This is a genomic window from Ruminococcus sp. RTP21484sp1_RTP21281st1_A8_RTP21281_210402, from assembly GCF_040914025.1.
GTDB classification, from domain to species: domain Bacteria; phylum Bacillota; class Clostridia; order Lachnospirales; family Lachnospiraceae; genus Blautia_A; species Blautia_A faecis.
On sequence record NZ_JBCPGE010000024.1, the window covers coordinates 53729 to 71421 of the forward strand.

Genomic DNA, 17693 nt, shown 5'->3' on the forward strand with positions numbered 1-17693 from the left:
AAGGAGACAAGTAGTGCAAAGTCAGTTAGTATTTCAGGAAAAAAAAGAGAGGGAACGACTGAGAAGACAGAATTTGCTGTTGTCACAGGCAGAGAAACCTGCGTTAGAGCATTTTTTTAAGGGAAAGTCAGAACTTTCTGTTCTGGATATTGGCTGCAATGATGGAGCCCGAACCTTTCACCGCTTTTCAGATGACAGGATTTCCAGGGTGATTGGCCTGGAGTATAATCAGCAGCTTGTGGAAAGAGCCAACAGTCAGTACGGAAATACTAAATTTTCTTTTTATCAGATGGATGTGGATCGGGATTCGTTTTCCGCGGATTTTCAGAAGCTATGCACGGAACCGGAAGACAGAGAATTTGATCTGATCTGTCTTTCTTTTGTATTAATGCATTTGCATGATGGGGAAAAGCTGCTTCGCACATTGAAGAATTTTTTGAAAAAAGGCGGAGTGATTTTTATCACAGAAAGCAATGACCGCATATCCACTTTGGCTCCAGATGAAAAGAATCTTCTTGGACAGTTTCTGGATATCTTAAAAGAGGACAAATACGCAGGAAAAAGAGAAACCGGTCAGGCCGTTCCCGGCTGGCTGACCAACTGCGGATACGATCATATCCATGTCTGGTGCAAGGGGATTTCCGCTGCCAAAGGCGAACAGCAGCAAAAAGAAGATATTTTCCAGACCTTTTTTTCCTATTTGCCCGAGGATGTGGAAATCTTGCTGGCGGAAGAACCGGATAACAGAAAATATCAGGACTGGCAGAACTGGCTGAAGAAGAATTATGAAGAACTTCAGCAGCTGATTCTGAGTGAGGAATCGGAGATTACAATGGGCATGCAGATTTTGTCCTGTGAGAAGGGAAGCTTATGACACAAAAGACAGGGAGGTTTGGGGCTTCTGGCAGAGAATTTTGTCTGTATTCATTGGAAAAAGAGGATATTGAGGAAACACTGCAGCTTATGGACAGGTGCGTAGGCGAAAATCTGTATCAGAAAGAAGAGCTTGAGCAGGCCATTGGAAGCAGTGAACGGGCATTCCTTCTGCTGAGAACTGCAGAAGGAGAGCTTGCAGGATATATTTATTACTATCTTACCAATGAGAAGCAGATTGCAGAGGATACCAGGCTTACGGAACAGAAAATTCAACAGGTATGCCAACAAGATACTTTGGCACCTGTTGGAAAGATCCAGTCTGTAGGAATAAAAGAAACATTTCGCAGACAGGGACTGGCAGTTTGGCTTATGAAGTATGCGTTGAGGCAGTTTGCGGAGAAGGGCATAGGGGAAGTGTTTATCATCTGCTGGAATGCAGGCGGTAAAGTTCCTCTGGAAAAGGCACTTCAGGAATGCAGGTTTGTTCATCTTTTTTCTGCAAAGATGATCTGGTATAATAAAAAAGAACTTTATTGTCCATATTGCAAAGGACGCTGCAAGTGTGATGCAGAGGTTTATTTTAAGAAAGTTAAGGAAAGGAATTGCAAATGAAAATAAAACTTCTTCCTAAATTTATACTTTCACTTGGCGTGATCGGTGTAATCCTTACCATTGCCATTTCTCTTTTCAGTTATAGAAGCTCCAGATCCTATCTGGAAAATCTATATGCACAGAGGGTAATGACGAACAGCAATAGTATTGCAGATATGATGTCGGTTTCGGATGTGAAGAAAATCCTGGCAGAAGGCGGGGACAAGACAGAAGAATATTCGGAAATGGTCACGCTGTTTAACAAGCTGAAAAAGGACGGCGATGCTACATATCTGTCTCTGGTTGTTCCGGATGAAGACAGTGTTCATTTCTACATAGATGCCCTGGTTGAGGAATTGGGAGATGATCCTGCGAATCAGATTGCCTATGGAAGTGACATTTTGTACACTGATGCTGCAAATCCTGATGATCCTGCTGACATGGAGAAATATATTACCATATGGAACCAGTATCAGCAGAATAAAGGTGTGGATCATCCGCTTGTGACGGACAACAGCTATGGCTATAATTACACGGGCATTTCGGTGATTCTGGACGAGAATGGAAAGGCTCTGGCAGAAATTCAGTATATTCTGGATATGAAAGAGGTCAGGAATTATCTGAATTCCTTTCTTATCAATATGTTTCTGATTTCTTTTTGCATTATCGCAGTGACGATGGCTGCGTATATTGTCTTTGTGCGAAAGACAATCACCAGACCGATCAGCAGGCTGGCTGATTTTACCCAGGAGATTACAGAGAGCGGAAAGTTTGAGAATCAGAGAATTACTATGAAAACTGGTGATGAGATCGAGGCACTAAGTGACTCTTTCAACTTTATGATGGAAGAGCTTGAAAATTACATTGCCAATCTGTCCAAAGTGACTGCTGAGAAGGAGCGAATCGGCACTGAGCTGGATATCGCCAGGAATATTCAGGCATCCATGCTGCCATGTATTTTCCCGGCTTTTCCGGATCGTAAGGAATTTGATATTTATGCAACTATGACACCTGCAAAGGAAGTTGGCGGTGATTTTTACGATTTCTTCATGGTAGATGAGACACATCTGGCAATTGTTATGGCCGATGTATCCGGAAAAGGTGTTCCGGCTGCGCTCTTTATGGTCATTGGAAAAACGCTTATCAAGGATCACACTACACCAGGAAGAGATTTGGGGGAGGTTTTCTCTACTGTAAATAATCTTCTTTGTGAGGCAAACAGTGAAGGCTTGTTTATCACTGCTTTTGAAGGTGTGCTGGATCTGGTGACAGGAGAGTTCTGTTTCGTAAATGCTGGACATGAAATGCCATTTATCTGTAAAGCAGGCGGCAGTTTTGCGGCATATAAGATTCGTCCAGGCTTTGTCCTTGCTGGATTTGAAGATATGAACTATAAAGCCGGCAGTATGACGCTGGATGTGGGAGATTTGATCTTCCAGTATACAGACGGTGTGACTGAGGCTACAAATGTAGAAAATCAGCTTTATGGAATGGAGCGTCTGGAGCAGGTTCTGAATCGTGTAAAAGACAGAACACCATCAGAAATTCTGCCTGAAGTGAAAAAAGATATTGATGCTTTTGTGGGAGAGGCACCGCAGTTTGATGATATTACCATGCTTTGCGTAGAGTATAAGGCGAAGATGGAAAAAGCATGATCGGGCAAAAAAAGGCTGAATTCTGGAAATGAGATAATTTCCGGAATTCAGCCTTTTTTAAATATGCTCTGGTCAAAAATCTATTTAGTACCAAAAATTCTGTCGCCTGCATCGCCAAGTCCCGGGCAGATATAAGCGCGGTCGTTCAGTTCTCTGTCCAGATGTCCTACATAGATCTGCACATCCGGGTGCACCTCATGAAGTCGTTTCAGACCTTCCGGAGCAGCGATAACAAACATACATTTAATGCTCTTTCCACCATGTTGTTTGATGAAGTTAACAGCGGAGATAGCAGAGCCGCCAGTTGCAAGCATGGGGTCAACCATAACGATGAGACGCTGGTCGATAGGATCCGGAAGCTTACAATAGTACTCATGAGGCTCATGAGTAACCGGGTCACGGTAAAGACCAATATGACCGATCTTGGCAGATGGAACCAGAGTGGTGATACCATTTACCATACCCAGACCTGCACGAAGTACAGGAACAACAGCAAGCTTCTTACCAGAAATCATAGGAGTTCTGCAAGTCTCAATAGGAGTCTCAACTTCAACATCCTCAAGGGGAAGATCGCGAAGAGCTTCAAAACCCATAAGAACTGCAATCTCCTCAATAAGTTTGCGGAATTCATTTGTTCCGGTCTCCTTATTACGAAGAATGGAAATCTTATGCTGGATCAGCGGGTGATCCATAATAAAAACATTGTCCATATCTGAAAAATTTGACATGATAAAAACCTCCGTAGTGTGATAAAGTTGCCATTGCCCTATGCAATAACAATCGTTACTGTTCACTCCGTGATCAGTAACACGCTTCGCGATGCACAGAAATCATGCATTCGCATGATTTCGCGCCGCACTTCTCGGATTTTCTGTGAACTTTGTTCACAAAAAACACCTCGCGGAACGTTACCAGTGAACAGGAACTAACAATCCCTTCAGAACCTTTTTTAAACGGGTTCCAGAGCGTATTGAAAATGCTCTATGGGAATACTGTAAAAATCATATCGCACTTTCTATAGAAAGTCAATAATTGTAAAAATTTGTCGCATACTTTATACTATAACAAGATTGCTGGTTACTGTTCACTCCGTTCACAGTAACGCGCTTCGCGATGCACAGAAATCATGCATTCGCATGATTTCGCGCCGCAATTCTCGGGTTTTCTGTGAACTTTGTTCACAAAAAACGCCTCGCGGAACGTTACCAGTGAACAGTAACGATTGCTGTTCACAGTATAGACCGTATTGGAAGAAATCATGCGAATGTATGATTTCTGTACAGTGTGAAGTGCGTTACCAGTCAGGTTGTGAACAGGCTCTAAGGGAAAAGGAGGAACTATATTTATGAAATTCAGAGTTGAGGGCATTTATGATGCCAAAAAGCTGGGAATCCCACAGATGCTGATTCTGGGGCTCCAGCATATGTTCGCCATGTTTGGCGCTACCATTCTGGTGCCGATCCTGGTAAACAACTATTTTCACGGCGAGGGCTTATCCATTCAGGTAACCCTGTTCTGTGCCGGATTTGGAACACTTCTGTTCCATGTACTGACTAAGCTGAAGGTACCTGCATTCCTAGGATCATCATTTGCATTTCTTGGCGGATTTGCCACCGTTGCAGAGCTTGACACCGGAATTTTTGCCAACATGTCTTATGGAGAGAAGCTTCCATATGCATGCGGTGGTGTGTTTGTAGCAGGACTTCTGTATCTGGTACTTGCAATGATCGTTAAGGTAATTGGCGTAAAGCGCGTCATGCGTTATCTGCCTCCGGTTGTAACTGGTCCGATTATTATCTGTATTGGTCTTAGCCTTGCACCGTCTGCAATCAGCAACGCATCCCAGAACTGGATCCTTGCTTTGATCGCACTTGGAACTGTTATTTTCTTCAACATCTGGGGCGTTGGAATGTTCCGTATTATTCCGATTCTGATGGGTATTGTTGTTTCTTATGTGGTTGCCCTGATCATGAATGCCTTGGGTATGACAAACGCAGATGGAAGTGCTATCCTCAGCTTTGCAGGAGTAGCAAGTGCGCCGATCGTAGGTGTTCCGAAATTCTTCCTCTGCAAATTTAACATTACTGCAATCCTTGCAATGGCACCGATCGCAATTGCTTCCATGATGGAGCACATTGGCGATATTTCTGCTATTTCCGCAACGGTTGACCGCAATTTCATCGAAGACCCGGGGCTTCACCGTACACTTCTGGGTGACGGACTTGCAACCTCTCTGTCAGCACTGATCGGTGGACCTGCAAATACAACTTACGGAGAGAACACCAGTGTTCTTGCTCTGAGCCGTGTTTACGACCCGAAGGTAATCCGTCTGGCTGCTATTTATGCAGTTATCCTCAGCTTTATCCCGAAGATGGCTGAGGTGATCAGTTCCCTTCCGTCTGCGATCATCGGTGGTATCAGTTTTATTCTTTATGGAATGATCTCTGCTGTTGGTGTCCGTAATGTAGTTGAGAACAAAGTAGACCTGACACGTTCCCGTAACCTGGTTATTACAGCGGTTATCCTGGTTTGTGGTCTTGGCATTTCCGATGGACTTACATTTACCATCGCAGGCGCACATATTACTCTTACAGGACTTGCACTTGCTGCAATTGTAGGAATCCTGCTGAACGCCGTTCTTCCGGGAAATGACTATGTGTTTGAGACTGCAAAGAAGAAAGAGGAGATGGAAGACGACTGATCCAGCTGGCTTTCCTATATGGTGATGCTGCCGGCAGGTGAAATGTCCGTTTAGCTGATATATAAAAAGAACTCGATTCAAAGCAAATAAATTCGGGAGTCTTTTTCAAAGAGGCTCTAAGTACATTTATTCGCCATGTATGAATCGAGTTCTTTTTTTGTTGTAATAGAAAATGCTGTTGGAATTTCCTATTACCAGGCAGAATCGCACTGCGGCAGAAGGGGAGGTGCCGTTCGAGGCGACCTGCCGCAGGCGGAGAATTCTGCAAGCAGGAATCTTTTTTAGAAGCTTCCGCCTGTACCTCCGTGATCGCTGTCTGAGCCGCCGGAGGAACTGTCACTATCCTTCGGTTTCGCTGTTTTGGTAACTGTGTGATACAGGAAAATATCGTTTGATCTTGTCAGTTCCATACTTCCCTGGCGCACATAATCCACTGCGCTGTCCTGTGTCCGTACGCTTTTCAGCTGGGCTCTCATGCCCATGGTGCACAGAAACGCAAGCACAAGACCGATTCCCAGGGAAATGAGAATCCATATGGGAGAAAAGGGCTCTGTATAAGGCTCCCCGTTAGCAGCCATTTCCAACAGATCCTGACACAGATCTGCGTAGGTATCGAAAGCGCCGTAGAAGTTTTCATCCTTTAACAGAGGCTCTACATTTTCCTTCAGATAAGCAAGTCCGTCATCGTTAAACGCAGTCATACCATATCCGTGGGTGGTAATGTGCCATTCACGGTCGCCAATGCTGACCATGAACAGGATTCCGTCGTGGTTTTCGCCGGTTCCGTATCCATTCTCATCGAAGAAATGGTCTGTAAAGAAGTTCATCTCATTGCCTTCTTTAGACTCTACTGTGGCAACTGCCACTTCCAGGTTGTATTCCCCGGTGATGGCTTCCAGCTTATCCAGAAGCTGGGATTCTTCCTCATCTGTGAGAAGATCTGCCTCGTCCAGGACAAGGGAAAATTCGGAGGCTGCAAAGTCCTGATAAGAGTCATCTTCCTCGCTGTCGGATCCGCCAAAGCTGTTGGAAGCTGCGGCCTGTACCATAACAGCTCCCGTACCTGGCAAAGCAGTATTAAAAAGCGCATCTGTGCCTGGAATAACTGCACTGAAAAGGCTTCCTGCTCCCAGCGCTGCCGCCAGAATAATTCCAAATGATTGTTTTTTCATGGCATGTTCCTCCTTAACAAAATGTGTGAATCAGCCATGCAATGGCGTAAGCAGCAACGGAAAAACCTGCAGTAAGTCCAAGGAACCATTTAGTGAAAATACCTTTATCTACAGGCAGATTTCCTACAAATTTACCAGTCTGTCCGTTCATGCCGAACAGATAGTGGTTGCCCTTCCAGGTGGTGGAAAGAAGCCATACCGGGAAAAGAGCATAGTGGGTTTTACCGCCTTTTAACTGAATACGGGTATCTTCAGGGGTAACGCTGTCATAACCGATGACCGTATCGCGAAAAGCATCTTCAGCGGCTTTTCTTACACGCTGGTTGGCGCGCTCAGCAGATTCTTCTGCGGATACATCATATTTGTCCGCAACGTATCCTGCCAGGTAAGGAGTGGCAAAGTCCACAGCCTCGGAAATTACATAAGGCTCCAGAGACTCTGTTAAATCATTGTCAATTTTGGAAGAACCGTCTACCGGAATCTGGTCGAACCCGATGTTTCCAGCCCGGAAAACAGAGTAATGGCTGGTTTCCGTATAATCATAGTCGCTGTCACTCCAGAAACGGGTCTTGGTGGCATGATAGCGGATATCTGCAGAGGCGTCGGTGTCAAAAAGCCAGAAAGGCACATAAACACCTTTGATCTCGTCAATGTGATTTTCCTTTTTAAATACTTTGGGTAAAAGGATCTTGCCGTGAAGATGTTTGGTCAGACCTTCTTTGGCTGCCTTTTTGTCCAGCTTAAACGGAATGATAAAATCCGGACGCAGGGTACCGGAAAATTTGCCGGACATTACTACCGGATTGCCGCAGAATGGGCAGGAGGAAGCACCTGTGCTTTCATCGGCAACGATTTCTCCGCCGCAGGACTGGCATATGTAAACGGACATTCCGCTGGCTTCATCTTCCTTCCAGGAGTTGTCTGAAGCACTTTCCCAGTTCAATTCATCAGATTGCTGGTTAGCTGCTGCTTCGTTAAATTCTTTGACGGTTTCCATATCAAATTCAGTGTCGCAGTAAGGACATTTCATTTTCTGGAGCTTACTGTTGAATTCGATTGCTCCGCCGCAGCAGGGGCATTTATATTCAAGTAAATCGGACATAGTTCATCTCCTTTTATGCTGCTTTTTTACTGGGTATCGTTTTCATTAAATGGATCGCCACAGTTCGGACAGAATTTCGGCGGATTGGTTGGATCTTCCGGTTCCCAGCCGCACTTGTCACAGCGGTACCGAGGCTTCATAGCCGGTTTCGGAGAACCGCAGTTGGTGCAGAATTTGCCTGTATTTACAGTACCGCAGGAACAGGTCCAGCTTGCATTTGCTGCAGGCGCCTGAGGCTTTTTCGCGCCGCATTCCGGGCAGAAATTACCGGAAACCAAAGCACCACAGGAGCATTTCCACTGGTCGGCTGCCGGAGCAGAACCGCCTGCCTGAGCCTGGGATACGGCCGGATTTGGCTGTGGTTGTGCCATCTGCTGTGCCTGAGCTGCCTGCTGCTGTCCCATAGCGTAAAGATTCTGTGCGTTAAAACCGCCAGTCATGCCTGCCATATTCATGCCCATGAAACCGGTCATGGCACCGCCAGCGTTGCCTGCTGCTGTCTTCATGGCGTCTGCCTGTGCTCCTGCAAGAGTAGCGGCTGCCATGGCAGGATTGCGGAGGATAGCCATACGCTGAGCTTCTTTGATCATCTGGGCATCTTCCTCAGGAAGAGTGATCGGATTCATGGCAACAGATACGATCACGAGACCACGAAGCTGACTCCATTTCTGGGTGAGAGCCTGATTCATGGCATCACAGAGTTCCAGTGCATGAGCCGGAAGTGCGCTTGGACGGATTCCCTGCTGGGAAATGCTGGCAAATGCCGGCTGAAGAGCTGAGATAAATTCTGTTTTCAGCTGTCCCTCGATCTGCTCTCTGTCGTACTGCTGTTCAAAGTTTCCGCAGACGTTGGAATAGAAGAGAAGTGGGTCTGCAATGCGGTAGGAATAAACACCGCTGCAGCGGACAGAAACATCAATGTCCAGTCCGATGTTCTGGTCTACAACACGGAATGGAATCGGGTTCGGAGTTCCGAATTTATTGTCCACCAGTTCTTTGGTATTGAAATAGTAAACACGCTGGTCTTTGCCAGTGTCACCGCCGAAAGTGAAACGCTTGCCAATGGTGTGGAAAGTGTTCATGATGGCGTCGCCCAGATTTCCAGAGAAAATACTTGGCTCGGTAGAAGCATCGTAGGTGTATTCGCCTGGTTCCGCGCAGATATCAACGATCTTGCCCTGCTCTACGATCATCATACACTGTCCGTCTGCGACTGCGATTCCGGATCCGGTGGTGATAATGTTGTCGCTTCCCTTGGTATTGGAGGAACGTTTGGAGGTGCGCTTCTGACCTTTTACTGCCAGAACGTCATTGTCGATGGCATCACAGTAGAAAAATTCTTTCCACTGATCTGCAAGTGTACCGCCTGCGGCGCCAAGTGCTGCTTTAATAAGTCCCATATTGTAACTCCTTTCTTTTTGACCGGTCAATGACTGGAAAAATTATGTAAACGAATGCCACCTGATGCCAATAGCAGGAGTGCATTGGCGCAGAAATCATGAATTTCATATCTGGTGGTGCCTGTGTGAGCAGACATAGTGGTTTCGTTAATTTGTACAGTTATTGTCCGAAAATGATTTTATTAATTATTCTACATAACGATTCAGCAGACATTATTCCGCGAGGTGTTTTTGTGAACGAAGTTCACAGAAAAAACGAGAAATGCGGCGCGAAATCGTAAAAAACATGATTTCTGTGTATCCAGAAGGATATCACTGTGAATGTGCGGAATCGTTACTACTCTACTATAAATTTTATCTGATTTTGTCTGAAAAAACAACCTATATGTGATAAATGACTGGTTTTCGTGACAATAAGACATAGATACTATCTGATTTGCAGTAAATAGGAATTGTATACCAGCCATTTGATGACAAAAAAATGTTTGGAATGCCGGAATAACAAAAATCTGCAGCCTATATATTATAGTACTGCAGATTTTGTCATTAGTAATATTGAACCTGGTATGGGGCGTAATTTATTTTTGGTTCTGCTAACTCTGTTCACAGAAACGCTCTTCGTAATGCATAGAAATCATGCATTCGCATGATTTCGCGTCAAAGGTTTCGGGTTTTGTATGAACTTTGTTCACACAAACATCTCGCGGAACGTTACCGGTGAACAGTGACATTTAACCTTCTGAATTGTCATCAGATGCGTCTGAGCTGTCTGATCCGGAATTGCCTGATCCAGAGCCGTCAGAACTGGAACTGCTTTGGGTGGCAAGTGTCTGATAGTACCAGGAGGAGGTGATGGAATCATTATCCTCCACATAATTTCCGTTGGAATCCAGCATATTTCCATCGGAATCAAATGTGACATCCAGAAGGTCTGTCTTAGTAGATGGTGTGACGTTCATGGACATGATTTCATCATATTTTGTCTGAAGATTTTCCAGGGAAAATTCATCTCCGATGGACTGGCGGACGCTGTGTGCAGCTGCAAGAGCGTCCGTATAATCGTCCAGCTTATATGGTGCATATTCCGGGGTATCGTAGCTGTAATGCATAACCAGCGGTGTCAGTGTGGCATCCTGGATCTGGATGCTGGTCTGGTCGCCGTTTACGGTCTTCTGAATGGTAAAGGCTGCCATTCCGCCAAGAAGCTGCTTCAGTGTTTCCTGACCGGTAACAAAGTTGCCAAGGGAGTAGTAGATCAGCATGTTGTGGCCAGAGTCATCTGTAAGGTAGCCATATGGCTGGAGCACATTCGGATTGGTTCCGATCACAACGTCAACACCCTGCTCCATAAGGAAGTTGGCCCATTCTTTTTCGTATTCGGTAGGCATTGGTTCTTCGGTCTTGCCCCAGTTTGCAGAGAAAATCACACAGTCTGCGGAAGCTTTGGCATGTTTGATGGCGGTTGCAACATCGGCAGTATTGAATGTGTCAATCATGGAACCTTTGCTGGAAGATGATGTAGCTGTGCTTCCGGAGCTGGCTGAACTTCCGGTAGTATCTGCTGAATTATCGGAAGCAGAACTATCAGTACCGTCTGCTGAGCCGTCGGTACCACCTGCTGAGTTATCAGAAACAAAGCTGTCCGTGCCGTCTGTGGAGCTATCGGATCCTGTGGAGTCTCCGGAAGTGTCAGAACTATCGGAGATTCCGGACTGGCTTCCATATGCCGGGAAAGTATAGTCAAGGAATGCAATTTTGATTCCGTTTATCTCTACAATTTTCGCTGTATTTGTACTGGTCTGGCTCTTATGAATACCAACCAGAGTGACATCCGGATGGCTGGTTTCCCAGTAATTTAAAGTTTCGTTGATCATGGAAGAACCATTGTCATCGATCAGTGCTGTGGCAGATGTGATCACATTAAAACCGGCATTTACAAGTGCGTCGCCAACCTCTGTAGGAGTGGCGTAAGGCGCGGTACCGCTGACTGCGCTGTGGTCTGTGGTGAAAGGTGTTTCCTGATTGACCATAGCAATGTCGGCAGCCTGTATATCGGATTTCAGATTGGTATAAACACTGTCATAATTCCAGGCGCCGGTTTCTGACTGACCGGATGCAAGAAGACTTGGCTGAACCAGGTTATCCCCAACTGCAAGAACTGTGGCTGTAGTGACTTCCTGGGTGGTGGCAGCTGCCTCTTCTTCCTTCTGTTTTTGTAAGTCAGCTGCTTTTTTCGCCTGGGCGGCTGGCTGGCGGATCATGGTGTAGTCCATCTGGTTAAACACCAGGCAGAGAACCACCAGAACCGCGATGGATACCAGAAAGCTGGTTCTGGAATTCAGGCGTTCTTTATAATTTAATGGGAGATTATCTCGTTTTTTCATGATTTTGCCCTTCTCTAATGTAGGAAAATATGACCAGCAGGGTCAGAAAATTAGATTGCTCCTGCATATTTTCAATGTGAGTTCATTATAGCAAATTATTGTGCTCAAAGAAAGAAGTTATTACATAAATATTTAAAAAAATGTTACAGCATTTCGGGAATTTTCGGGTAATATTGCGCGTGGACCTGACAGGCAGAAGCCGGGCGAAAATACTGCAGCTTCAGAGGCAATCACAATTTCTCGTTCATGTATTTTCGCAAAACCGGAAACTGCACAGGGCCGATTTCCAGTATCTTCTGATGAAAACTTTTCAGATCAAAGTTTTCGCCAAGGAGGGATTGCTGTTCTTCTTTCAGATCCAGAAAATTCAGATATCCCACATAGTATTTCAGATAATTAGCAGGTGTTTCGGTGATATATCGGTAAATCTCGGCCGTGACAGCAGCATCACGGATTCCGAAAAGTTTCAGGAAGCGGGCGGCTTGCGCAGGAGTCCAGCCGTGGTAATGGATTCCCACATCCAACAGGGAGTAAATGCACAGATTCACGCTGCGGTTCAGCCAGGAAAGTCGCGTGCAGGCAGAAGCTTCCTGTGAGGATAAGGTGCCGGCAGACAGATAATCTGCTGCATAATCATACGCGTAACTTTCTACATAAGTGGCCCAGCCTTCCACGTATCCGCTGTAATCGATGAGATACCGGATATGGGACGGACTTTGTCGTCCGAAATAAACGGTCTGGTAAAGATGACCGGGGAAGCCTTCGTGCGCCAGCGTGGTAAAAAGCTCCAAATTGGAAATCTGCCGTCCATGATTGATGTAAATAACATTTGGCGCTCCTGTGTCCATTGGCGGTGTCAGGTAAAATGCCGGACTGAGGAATTCTTCCATGGATTTATGTACAGACCGGATTTCGAAATCTGCAGAAGCAATAGAGGGAAAATCCTGCCGGATATTTTTTTCCAGAAGCTCCATGATCCGTGTGGGCTCCATATCTGGTAAATCCGTTTTCTCATTTAGCAATGTGAGAAGTTGTGGATACTGTTTCAAAAGTTTTGAAATTTCCTGAGAATCGGTGGAAAGCTGCTGGGTGAGGCGCTTTTCCAGTTTTTCCACAGGTATGTAGATTCCCACCTGGCTTTTTAGAAGATATTGGTAATATTCCTTTCCACCGGAAAAATTGACCAGTCCTCCGGTGTTTTTGCCTGTTCCCCGAAGTTGCTCCAGACCTTCTATCAGCGTTTGATATGCGGGGAGAACCTTTTCCTTCAGAATCTGTTTATGGGTCAGGTTCAGCTGTTCCTGGTCCTTTTCGGAAAGCTTTCCATAGGCTTTTAGTTTCTGAGAAAAAATTTCCAGCATATAATTGGAATCCGGGTTTTGAATAAAAGCACGGCACTGGTCCTGAATGCGTTCCAGGGTTTCGTCGCACATAAAAAATCCGGCATCAGATTTTGTCTGTTCAAAGGCGAGAATGCTCTGGAAATATTCTTTTGTGCTGCAGAGCAGATTCAGGTAGTCGGTGATGTCCTGATTGGTGTAGAAGGAGTATTCCGCCAGCAGTACAGGTAGCTGCGCCTGGATCCCGAGGCTTGGGCTAAGCGGCTCTTCCAAAAGATAATTGTCGCCCAGAGAGGCTTCGGTGTGGTAGTAAAGGAGGAGCAGATCAAGGGTCAGGCGATTGGAAGTACTGAGCTTTGACTGGGAAAATTTTTTCAGCTTTTTTACATATTCCTGGCACTGGGCTGAGGCTTTTTCATTGTTGGGATGTATTGTGCCAAGGGTAGCGCGGGGGCGTGAGATGCCCTGTTTTTCCGGATAAGCCAGGGAATAATGAAGATTCAGGGCGTTTCCGGAAACCTCTTTTTCAAATATGGACTCCGCGAAGTTTTCGAAGCGGGCATTTTCGGAGAAGACATGACTGAAAAGCCAGGAAAATGTGAAGCAGATAATAAGAAAAAAAGCCAGAATAGCGGCGGTGAATTTTGGTCTGTTTGACATAGGATGCCCTCTGCTCTGGGGGATTTCTACTATATTATTGAGAATTTCAGTGTAGTATGCGAAATATTTGGTTCCATGGCTTTGAGATTATGTGTATTTTGTGTATAAGACTGACGGGAATGACGAAATTAGTTGGGGATGTCATGGGGAAGTTGTTGGATTTCACGGAAAAGTCGATTTTTTTATTTGTGGGAGCAAAATTGACGGTAACAGATTGTTGTGATATTATGCGTAATTGTTACATATGCTTAATATAAATGTAATATTTTGAAGGGCGATTTTATATAAATTGAGAGGTGTATGAATGTTAAAAAATAAAATGAAAAAACTGATCTGCGGAATGACAATGTGTATAACGGTCTGTTCTCAGATGATTTTTCCACAGACTGCGTTTGCAGCGACTAAGGCTGCTGTGGAAAAGGCGGGCGAGGCATTTGTAGCTGGGATGACAGAGACTGCAGAGGCAGAGGAGGTACTTTCTGAGGAAGAGCTTCGTCAGCAAATCGTGGATTTTGCGCTGCAGTTTGAGGGAAATCCTTATGTTTACGGTGGGACAAGTCTGACAAACGGAGCAGACTGTTCCGGGTTTGTAATGTCTGTGTTTGCACAGTTTGGCTATTCACTGCCCAGAGTAGCAGCAGATCAGTATAATCAATCAGCGAAAAAAAGCGTGGAAGATCTGGAGCCAGGAGATCTGATTTTCTATGGAAGCGGAATCAGCCATGTGGCACTGTACATTGGAAATGGACAGATTATCCATGCAAGTACATCTGCGTCTGGAATCAAGATTTCCAACTATGATTATGAGGCGCCTGTGGGAGTAGGAACTTACATTGAAGCGGACGGCTTCTTTAGTGAATAAGAGTGAGGGAGCGGAGCATTTGATAAAACGGATATGAAATCCGGTTATCCTGTTCTGACATTTACAGCCGGGGAAGGTTTCCCCGGCCTTTTTGTACAGTGACGGGAGTCTGCCACGTTGTTATTCGCTGATAACATTCTGCGAGGTGCTTTTTTGAACAAGGTTCGCAGAAAACCCGAAAATTGCGGCGCGAAATCATGCAAAGCATGATTTTTGTGCATTGCGAAGCTTGTTACTGTGAAGGTTGCGAACGGTAACCATGCCACGATACAAAGGGGAATGGTGAGAGAATAAAATTGATTTGTGTGTATTTTGTAAGGTATTGTAAATACGATATTTTGCAAGGGAAAATGTCGAAAAGTGTTGAAATTAGCAGATTGCACAAAGACTTAAAAAAAATGTGGATAGGTGAATTAATAGGTAGAAAGTTTTCCACTTTCAAAAATATGAAAAAATGTTGAAAAATCAAGTTATGCACAAAGTTATCCACATTATCCACATGGAAAAGCATGTGGATGAGTTGATTTACATAATGGGAATCGAAACAAATGTTTTGGTTATTGTTATGAAAATGTAAAATTCGACAGAAATCGGCAAAAAGGTATTGACTTTTACAAAATCAAAATATTATAGAATATTCGCGGAAAATATTACAATTAGAGATAAAAAACATAAAATGTCTGACAAAATAAATTGTTCATTACAGGGCATATTTTGTCTGAAGCTCCGAAAAACTATAGAGAAGTTACAATGAGATTCTGGTAAAATATGGAATTATATTAAGAAGCCCTTTGCGGAGAAAATTTCCTCTACAAAGGGCTTTCTTTATAATGTTTTTGATATTATTTTGGCGTTACTGGAAGATATGATTTTTCTTTGCCTGTTTTAAGGTTTTTTTATACCAGTAGTAATCGCCCTGACCTTTACTGTAGTTCTGGATTTCTACGTCTACATCGTAGTAATATTTTTTACCATCTACGATGGCATAGTTCCAACTGTGGCCGGCTCTGGTGCCATCCAGATTCTTATAGTAGCCGTTGCAGACACCGGCATCTACGCCTACGTGGTTGCAGAGGATGACAAAGATTGCGGCCTGGTCGCTGCAGACTCCGCCGCGTTTCTGCATATAAGGAGCCATAAAGGATGACCAGGAGGAGCCACCGAAAATAAGTTTGCCGTTTTGGTAGTTCTGGAGAGTCTTTTTCTTGTAGTTTTTAATCCGCTTCTGGGCTTTGGTGCTGGTGAGATCGTAGTAATTTTTGGCTTTTACAAATTCATCGGCGTGTTTATGCTTGAAGTTTACAGTCATCCAGTGGTAGATACGTCGAACTTTTTCATCCTGGCTCATAGTGAGCTTTATTTTGGCTGACTGGATCATTTTTTCTGCCATGTAGTCTACAGTATCGACTCCGGTGTATTCTGGAATTGTGGTGGAAGCTGCGAGGCCTTTGCTTCCGGATGGGGCTTTGGAAGATACTTTAAAACTTTTGGTTTTGGTGACAGATTTTATGCAGATCTGGTCCTTTTCTACATAATAGAAAAGCTCAACTTTGTAAGTGCCATTTGATGCGTAGGCTGTGGGCTTTTTCCCAGCTTCATTTCCTTTTGAGGGTTTTCCGTTCCAGTCAAGGCGAATGGTTTTATGGTCAAAAGAAGTGACCGGATCGCCCCAGAAATTTGTTCCGCCAATGTTTTTGTATGTTTTTTCATAAACATATTTACCAGATTTGTTTAGAATCCTAAGACGTACATTGATGGCTATGCCCTCAAGGTCCTGTTCGGTGTTAAATGATACTCCGGCACGAATGGAAAGATAGTTTCCTTTGCTTGGATGAAATCCTTTGGAGCTGATGCCTGTGAGCAGGCTGTCTACTGACATCTGGATTTCATCTGGATTGATCGTATCCGTTTCTTCCTCTGCTTTTACATTCTGTACACTGAACAGGAATATTATTGACAGCAACAGGAACGTGCTTAAGCAGATGTTTAAAAATTTTTTCCCTTTTTCAAGCATTTCTTTTCCTCCTTTGTTTTCTGATCTTCTTTAATTTTGGGTATAACCTGAAGTTTGTTCATTTTTGCAGAAGCAGCTTCGACCTCTTGGACGATACAGAAAAATTCTAATATGAGTATATTGGTTTTATTTAAGAGATTCAAGCTTAAAGTAATATTTTTCAAACACGCTCTAGGTTTCTGAAAAATTGGGATAGAAAAATAAAATGTATTCATGCAAAATAGGGCATAAGGAGGAAGGGATTTTTTACTTTACAAAAGATAAATATCGGAGTTTTCCGAGTTAAAGAAATTGATGAAGACGATGGCATATTTCAGCAATTGATGGAGGAATATAGACTTATCGGGGAAAGACTGGAGAAAGAACTTCTGGATGTGGGAAAAGAGAAACACTATCGAGATCTGATTGAATTGATTGACAGAATTGCAGATTATATTTTCAAGGCATCCCCCCCGGGTGAAGAAAGGAATTGGTGAGATTATGGGTGGACAGGTATTGGAACTGGAGTCGGAACGATTGGAGAGATTGATTAGAGAAGGATGTGAAGCGGCAAGAGTTGATTTTACTGGCTTTAAGGGCACAAAAAAACACCGTCCCCGCGGCAATCGCTTTGTCCGCAAAAACAGTGCTTTCAGTGCGCCTTCAGGGGTTCGAACCCTGGACACCCTGATTAAGAGTCAGGTGCTCTACCAACTGAGCTAAAGGCGCATTTCCTATTTCGTTGATTTGTTATTTCCTCAACGCAAGATGTATTATATATCAAGTGTAGGACAAAAGTCAATAGGAATTTTATAATTTTTTTAAATTTTTTCGAAAACTTTTACGATTGCTATTTAGTGTGTTGAAAGTTCTTCAGGAGGGACGCATTTGGACAATGTGTATTACTCACTCGCCGGCGCAACGCTCCAGCAAACTAATCGCTAACTGCGACTAATG

12 protein-coding genes and 1 tRNA gene are annotated in these 17693 nt (G+C 44.3%); 5 read left to right on the forward strand and 8 right to left on the reverse strand.

The features are described from left to right. Nucleotides 1–13 precede the first annotated feature (13 nt). From AB5170_RS12630 to AB5170_RS12640, 3 genes are read left to right on the forward strand one after another with little or no spacing between them, the layout of a single operon-like run. Nucleotides 14–874, forward strand: a complete 861-nt coding sequence (locus AB5170_RS12630) for a bifunctional 2-polyprenyl-6-hydroxyphenol methylase/3-demethylubiquinol 3-O-methyltransferase UbiG (RefSeq protein ID WP_173769707.1) — start codon at nt 14–16, stop codon at nt 872–874. Beyond that, a complete protein-coding gene (locus AB5170_RS12635) occupies nt 871–1488 on the forward strand; it encodes a GNAT family N-acetyltransferase (protein ID WP_148463568.1) in 618 nt (205 codons plus the stop codon). Before AB5170_RS12630 ends, AB5170_RS12635 begins: the two co-directional genes overlap by 4 nt. Next, nucleotides 1485–3122, forward strand: coding sequence for a SpoIIE family protein phosphatase (locus tag AB5170_RS12640; RefSeq protein ID WP_368361423.1), 1638 nt, complete (start codon nt 1485–1487; stop codon nt 3120–3122). The genes AB5170_RS12635 and AB5170_RS12640 overlap by 4 nt, the downstream gene beginning before the upstream one ends. 80 nt (nt 3123–3202) lie before the next feature. On the opposite strand, the gene upp is transcribed toward AB5170_RS12640, so the two are convergent. Further along, the gene (gene upp / locus AB5170_RS12645) at nt 3203–3832 is read right to left on the reverse strand and encodes a uracil phosphoribosyltransferase (RefSeq protein ID WP_118579383.1); all 630 of its coding nucleotides are present in this window, start codon (nt 3830–3832) and stop codon (nt 3203–3205) included. A gap of 635 nt (nt 3833–4467) precedes the next feature. Between upp and AB5170_RS12650 the strand changes: the two genes are divergently transcribed. Continuing rightward, nucleotides 4468–5823, forward strand: a complete 1356-nt coding sequence (locus AB5170_RS12650) for a uracil-xanthine permease family protein (protein ID WP_118579324.1) — start codon at nt 4468–4470, stop codon at nt 5821–5823. A gap of 281 nt (nt 5824–6104) precedes the next feature. On the opposite strand, the gene AB5170_RS12655 is transcribed toward AB5170_RS12650, so the two are convergent. From AB5170_RS12655 to AB5170_RS12675, 5 genes are all read right to left on the reverse strand, one after another. Continuing rightward, the gene (locus AB5170_RS12655) at nt 6105–6995 is read right to left on the reverse strand and encodes a TPM domain-containing protein (RefSeq protein WP_368361422.1); all 891 of its coding nucleotides are present in this window, start codon (nt 6993–6995) and stop codon (nt 6105–6107) included. A 13-nt stretch (nt 6996–7008) separates the two neighbouring features. After that, complete coding sequence (locus AB5170_RS12660) at nt 7009–8097, reverse strand: hypothetical protein (protein WP_227201155.1); 1089 nt, start codon at nt 8095–8097, stop codon at nt 7009–7011. 26 nt (nt 8098–8123) lie between these two features. Then, entirely contained in the window at nt 8124–9497 is a 1374-nt protein-coding gene (locus tag AB5170_RS12665) for an SPFH domain-containing protein (protein ID WP_368361421.1), read from the reverse strand. A gap of 731 nt (nt 9498–10228) precedes the next feature. Further along, nucleotides 10229–11881 (reverse strand): CapA family protein, encoded by a 1653-nt coding sequence (locus tag AB5170_RS12670; RefSeq protein ID WP_368361420.1) that lies wholly within the window; start codon nt 11879–11881, stop codon nt 10229–10231. A 230-nt stretch (nt 11882–12111) separates the two neighbouring features. Beyond that, nucleotides 12112–13881, reverse strand: a complete 1770-nt coding sequence (locus AB5170_RS12675; RefSeq protein ID WP_368361419.1) for a DUF885 domain-containing protein — start codon at nt 13879–13881, stop codon at nt 12112–12114. Nucleotides 13882–14185: 304 nt separating this feature from the next. Here AB5170_RS12675 and AB5170_RS12680 point away from each other — a divergent pair, with 304 nt between their 5' ends. Further along, complete coding sequence (locus AB5170_RS12680) at nt 14186–14743, forward strand: C40 family peptidase (protein WP_173716926.1); 558 nt, start codon at nt 14186–14188, stop codon at nt 14741–14743. Between the two features lie 853 nt (nt 14744–15596). On the opposite strand, the gene AB5170_RS12685 is transcribed toward AB5170_RS12680, so the two are convergent. Beyond that, nucleotides 15597–16757: a transglutaminase domain-containing protein gene (locus AB5170_RS12685; protein ID WP_368361418.1), complete on the reverse strand. Its 1161-nt coding sequence runs from the start codon at nt 16755–16757 to the stop codon at nt 15597–15599. A gap of 635 nt (nt 16758–17392) precedes the next feature. Further along, a tRNA-Lys gene (locus AB5170_RS12690) sits at nt 17393–17465 on the reverse strand. Nucleotides 17466–17693 lie beyond the last annotated feature (228 nt).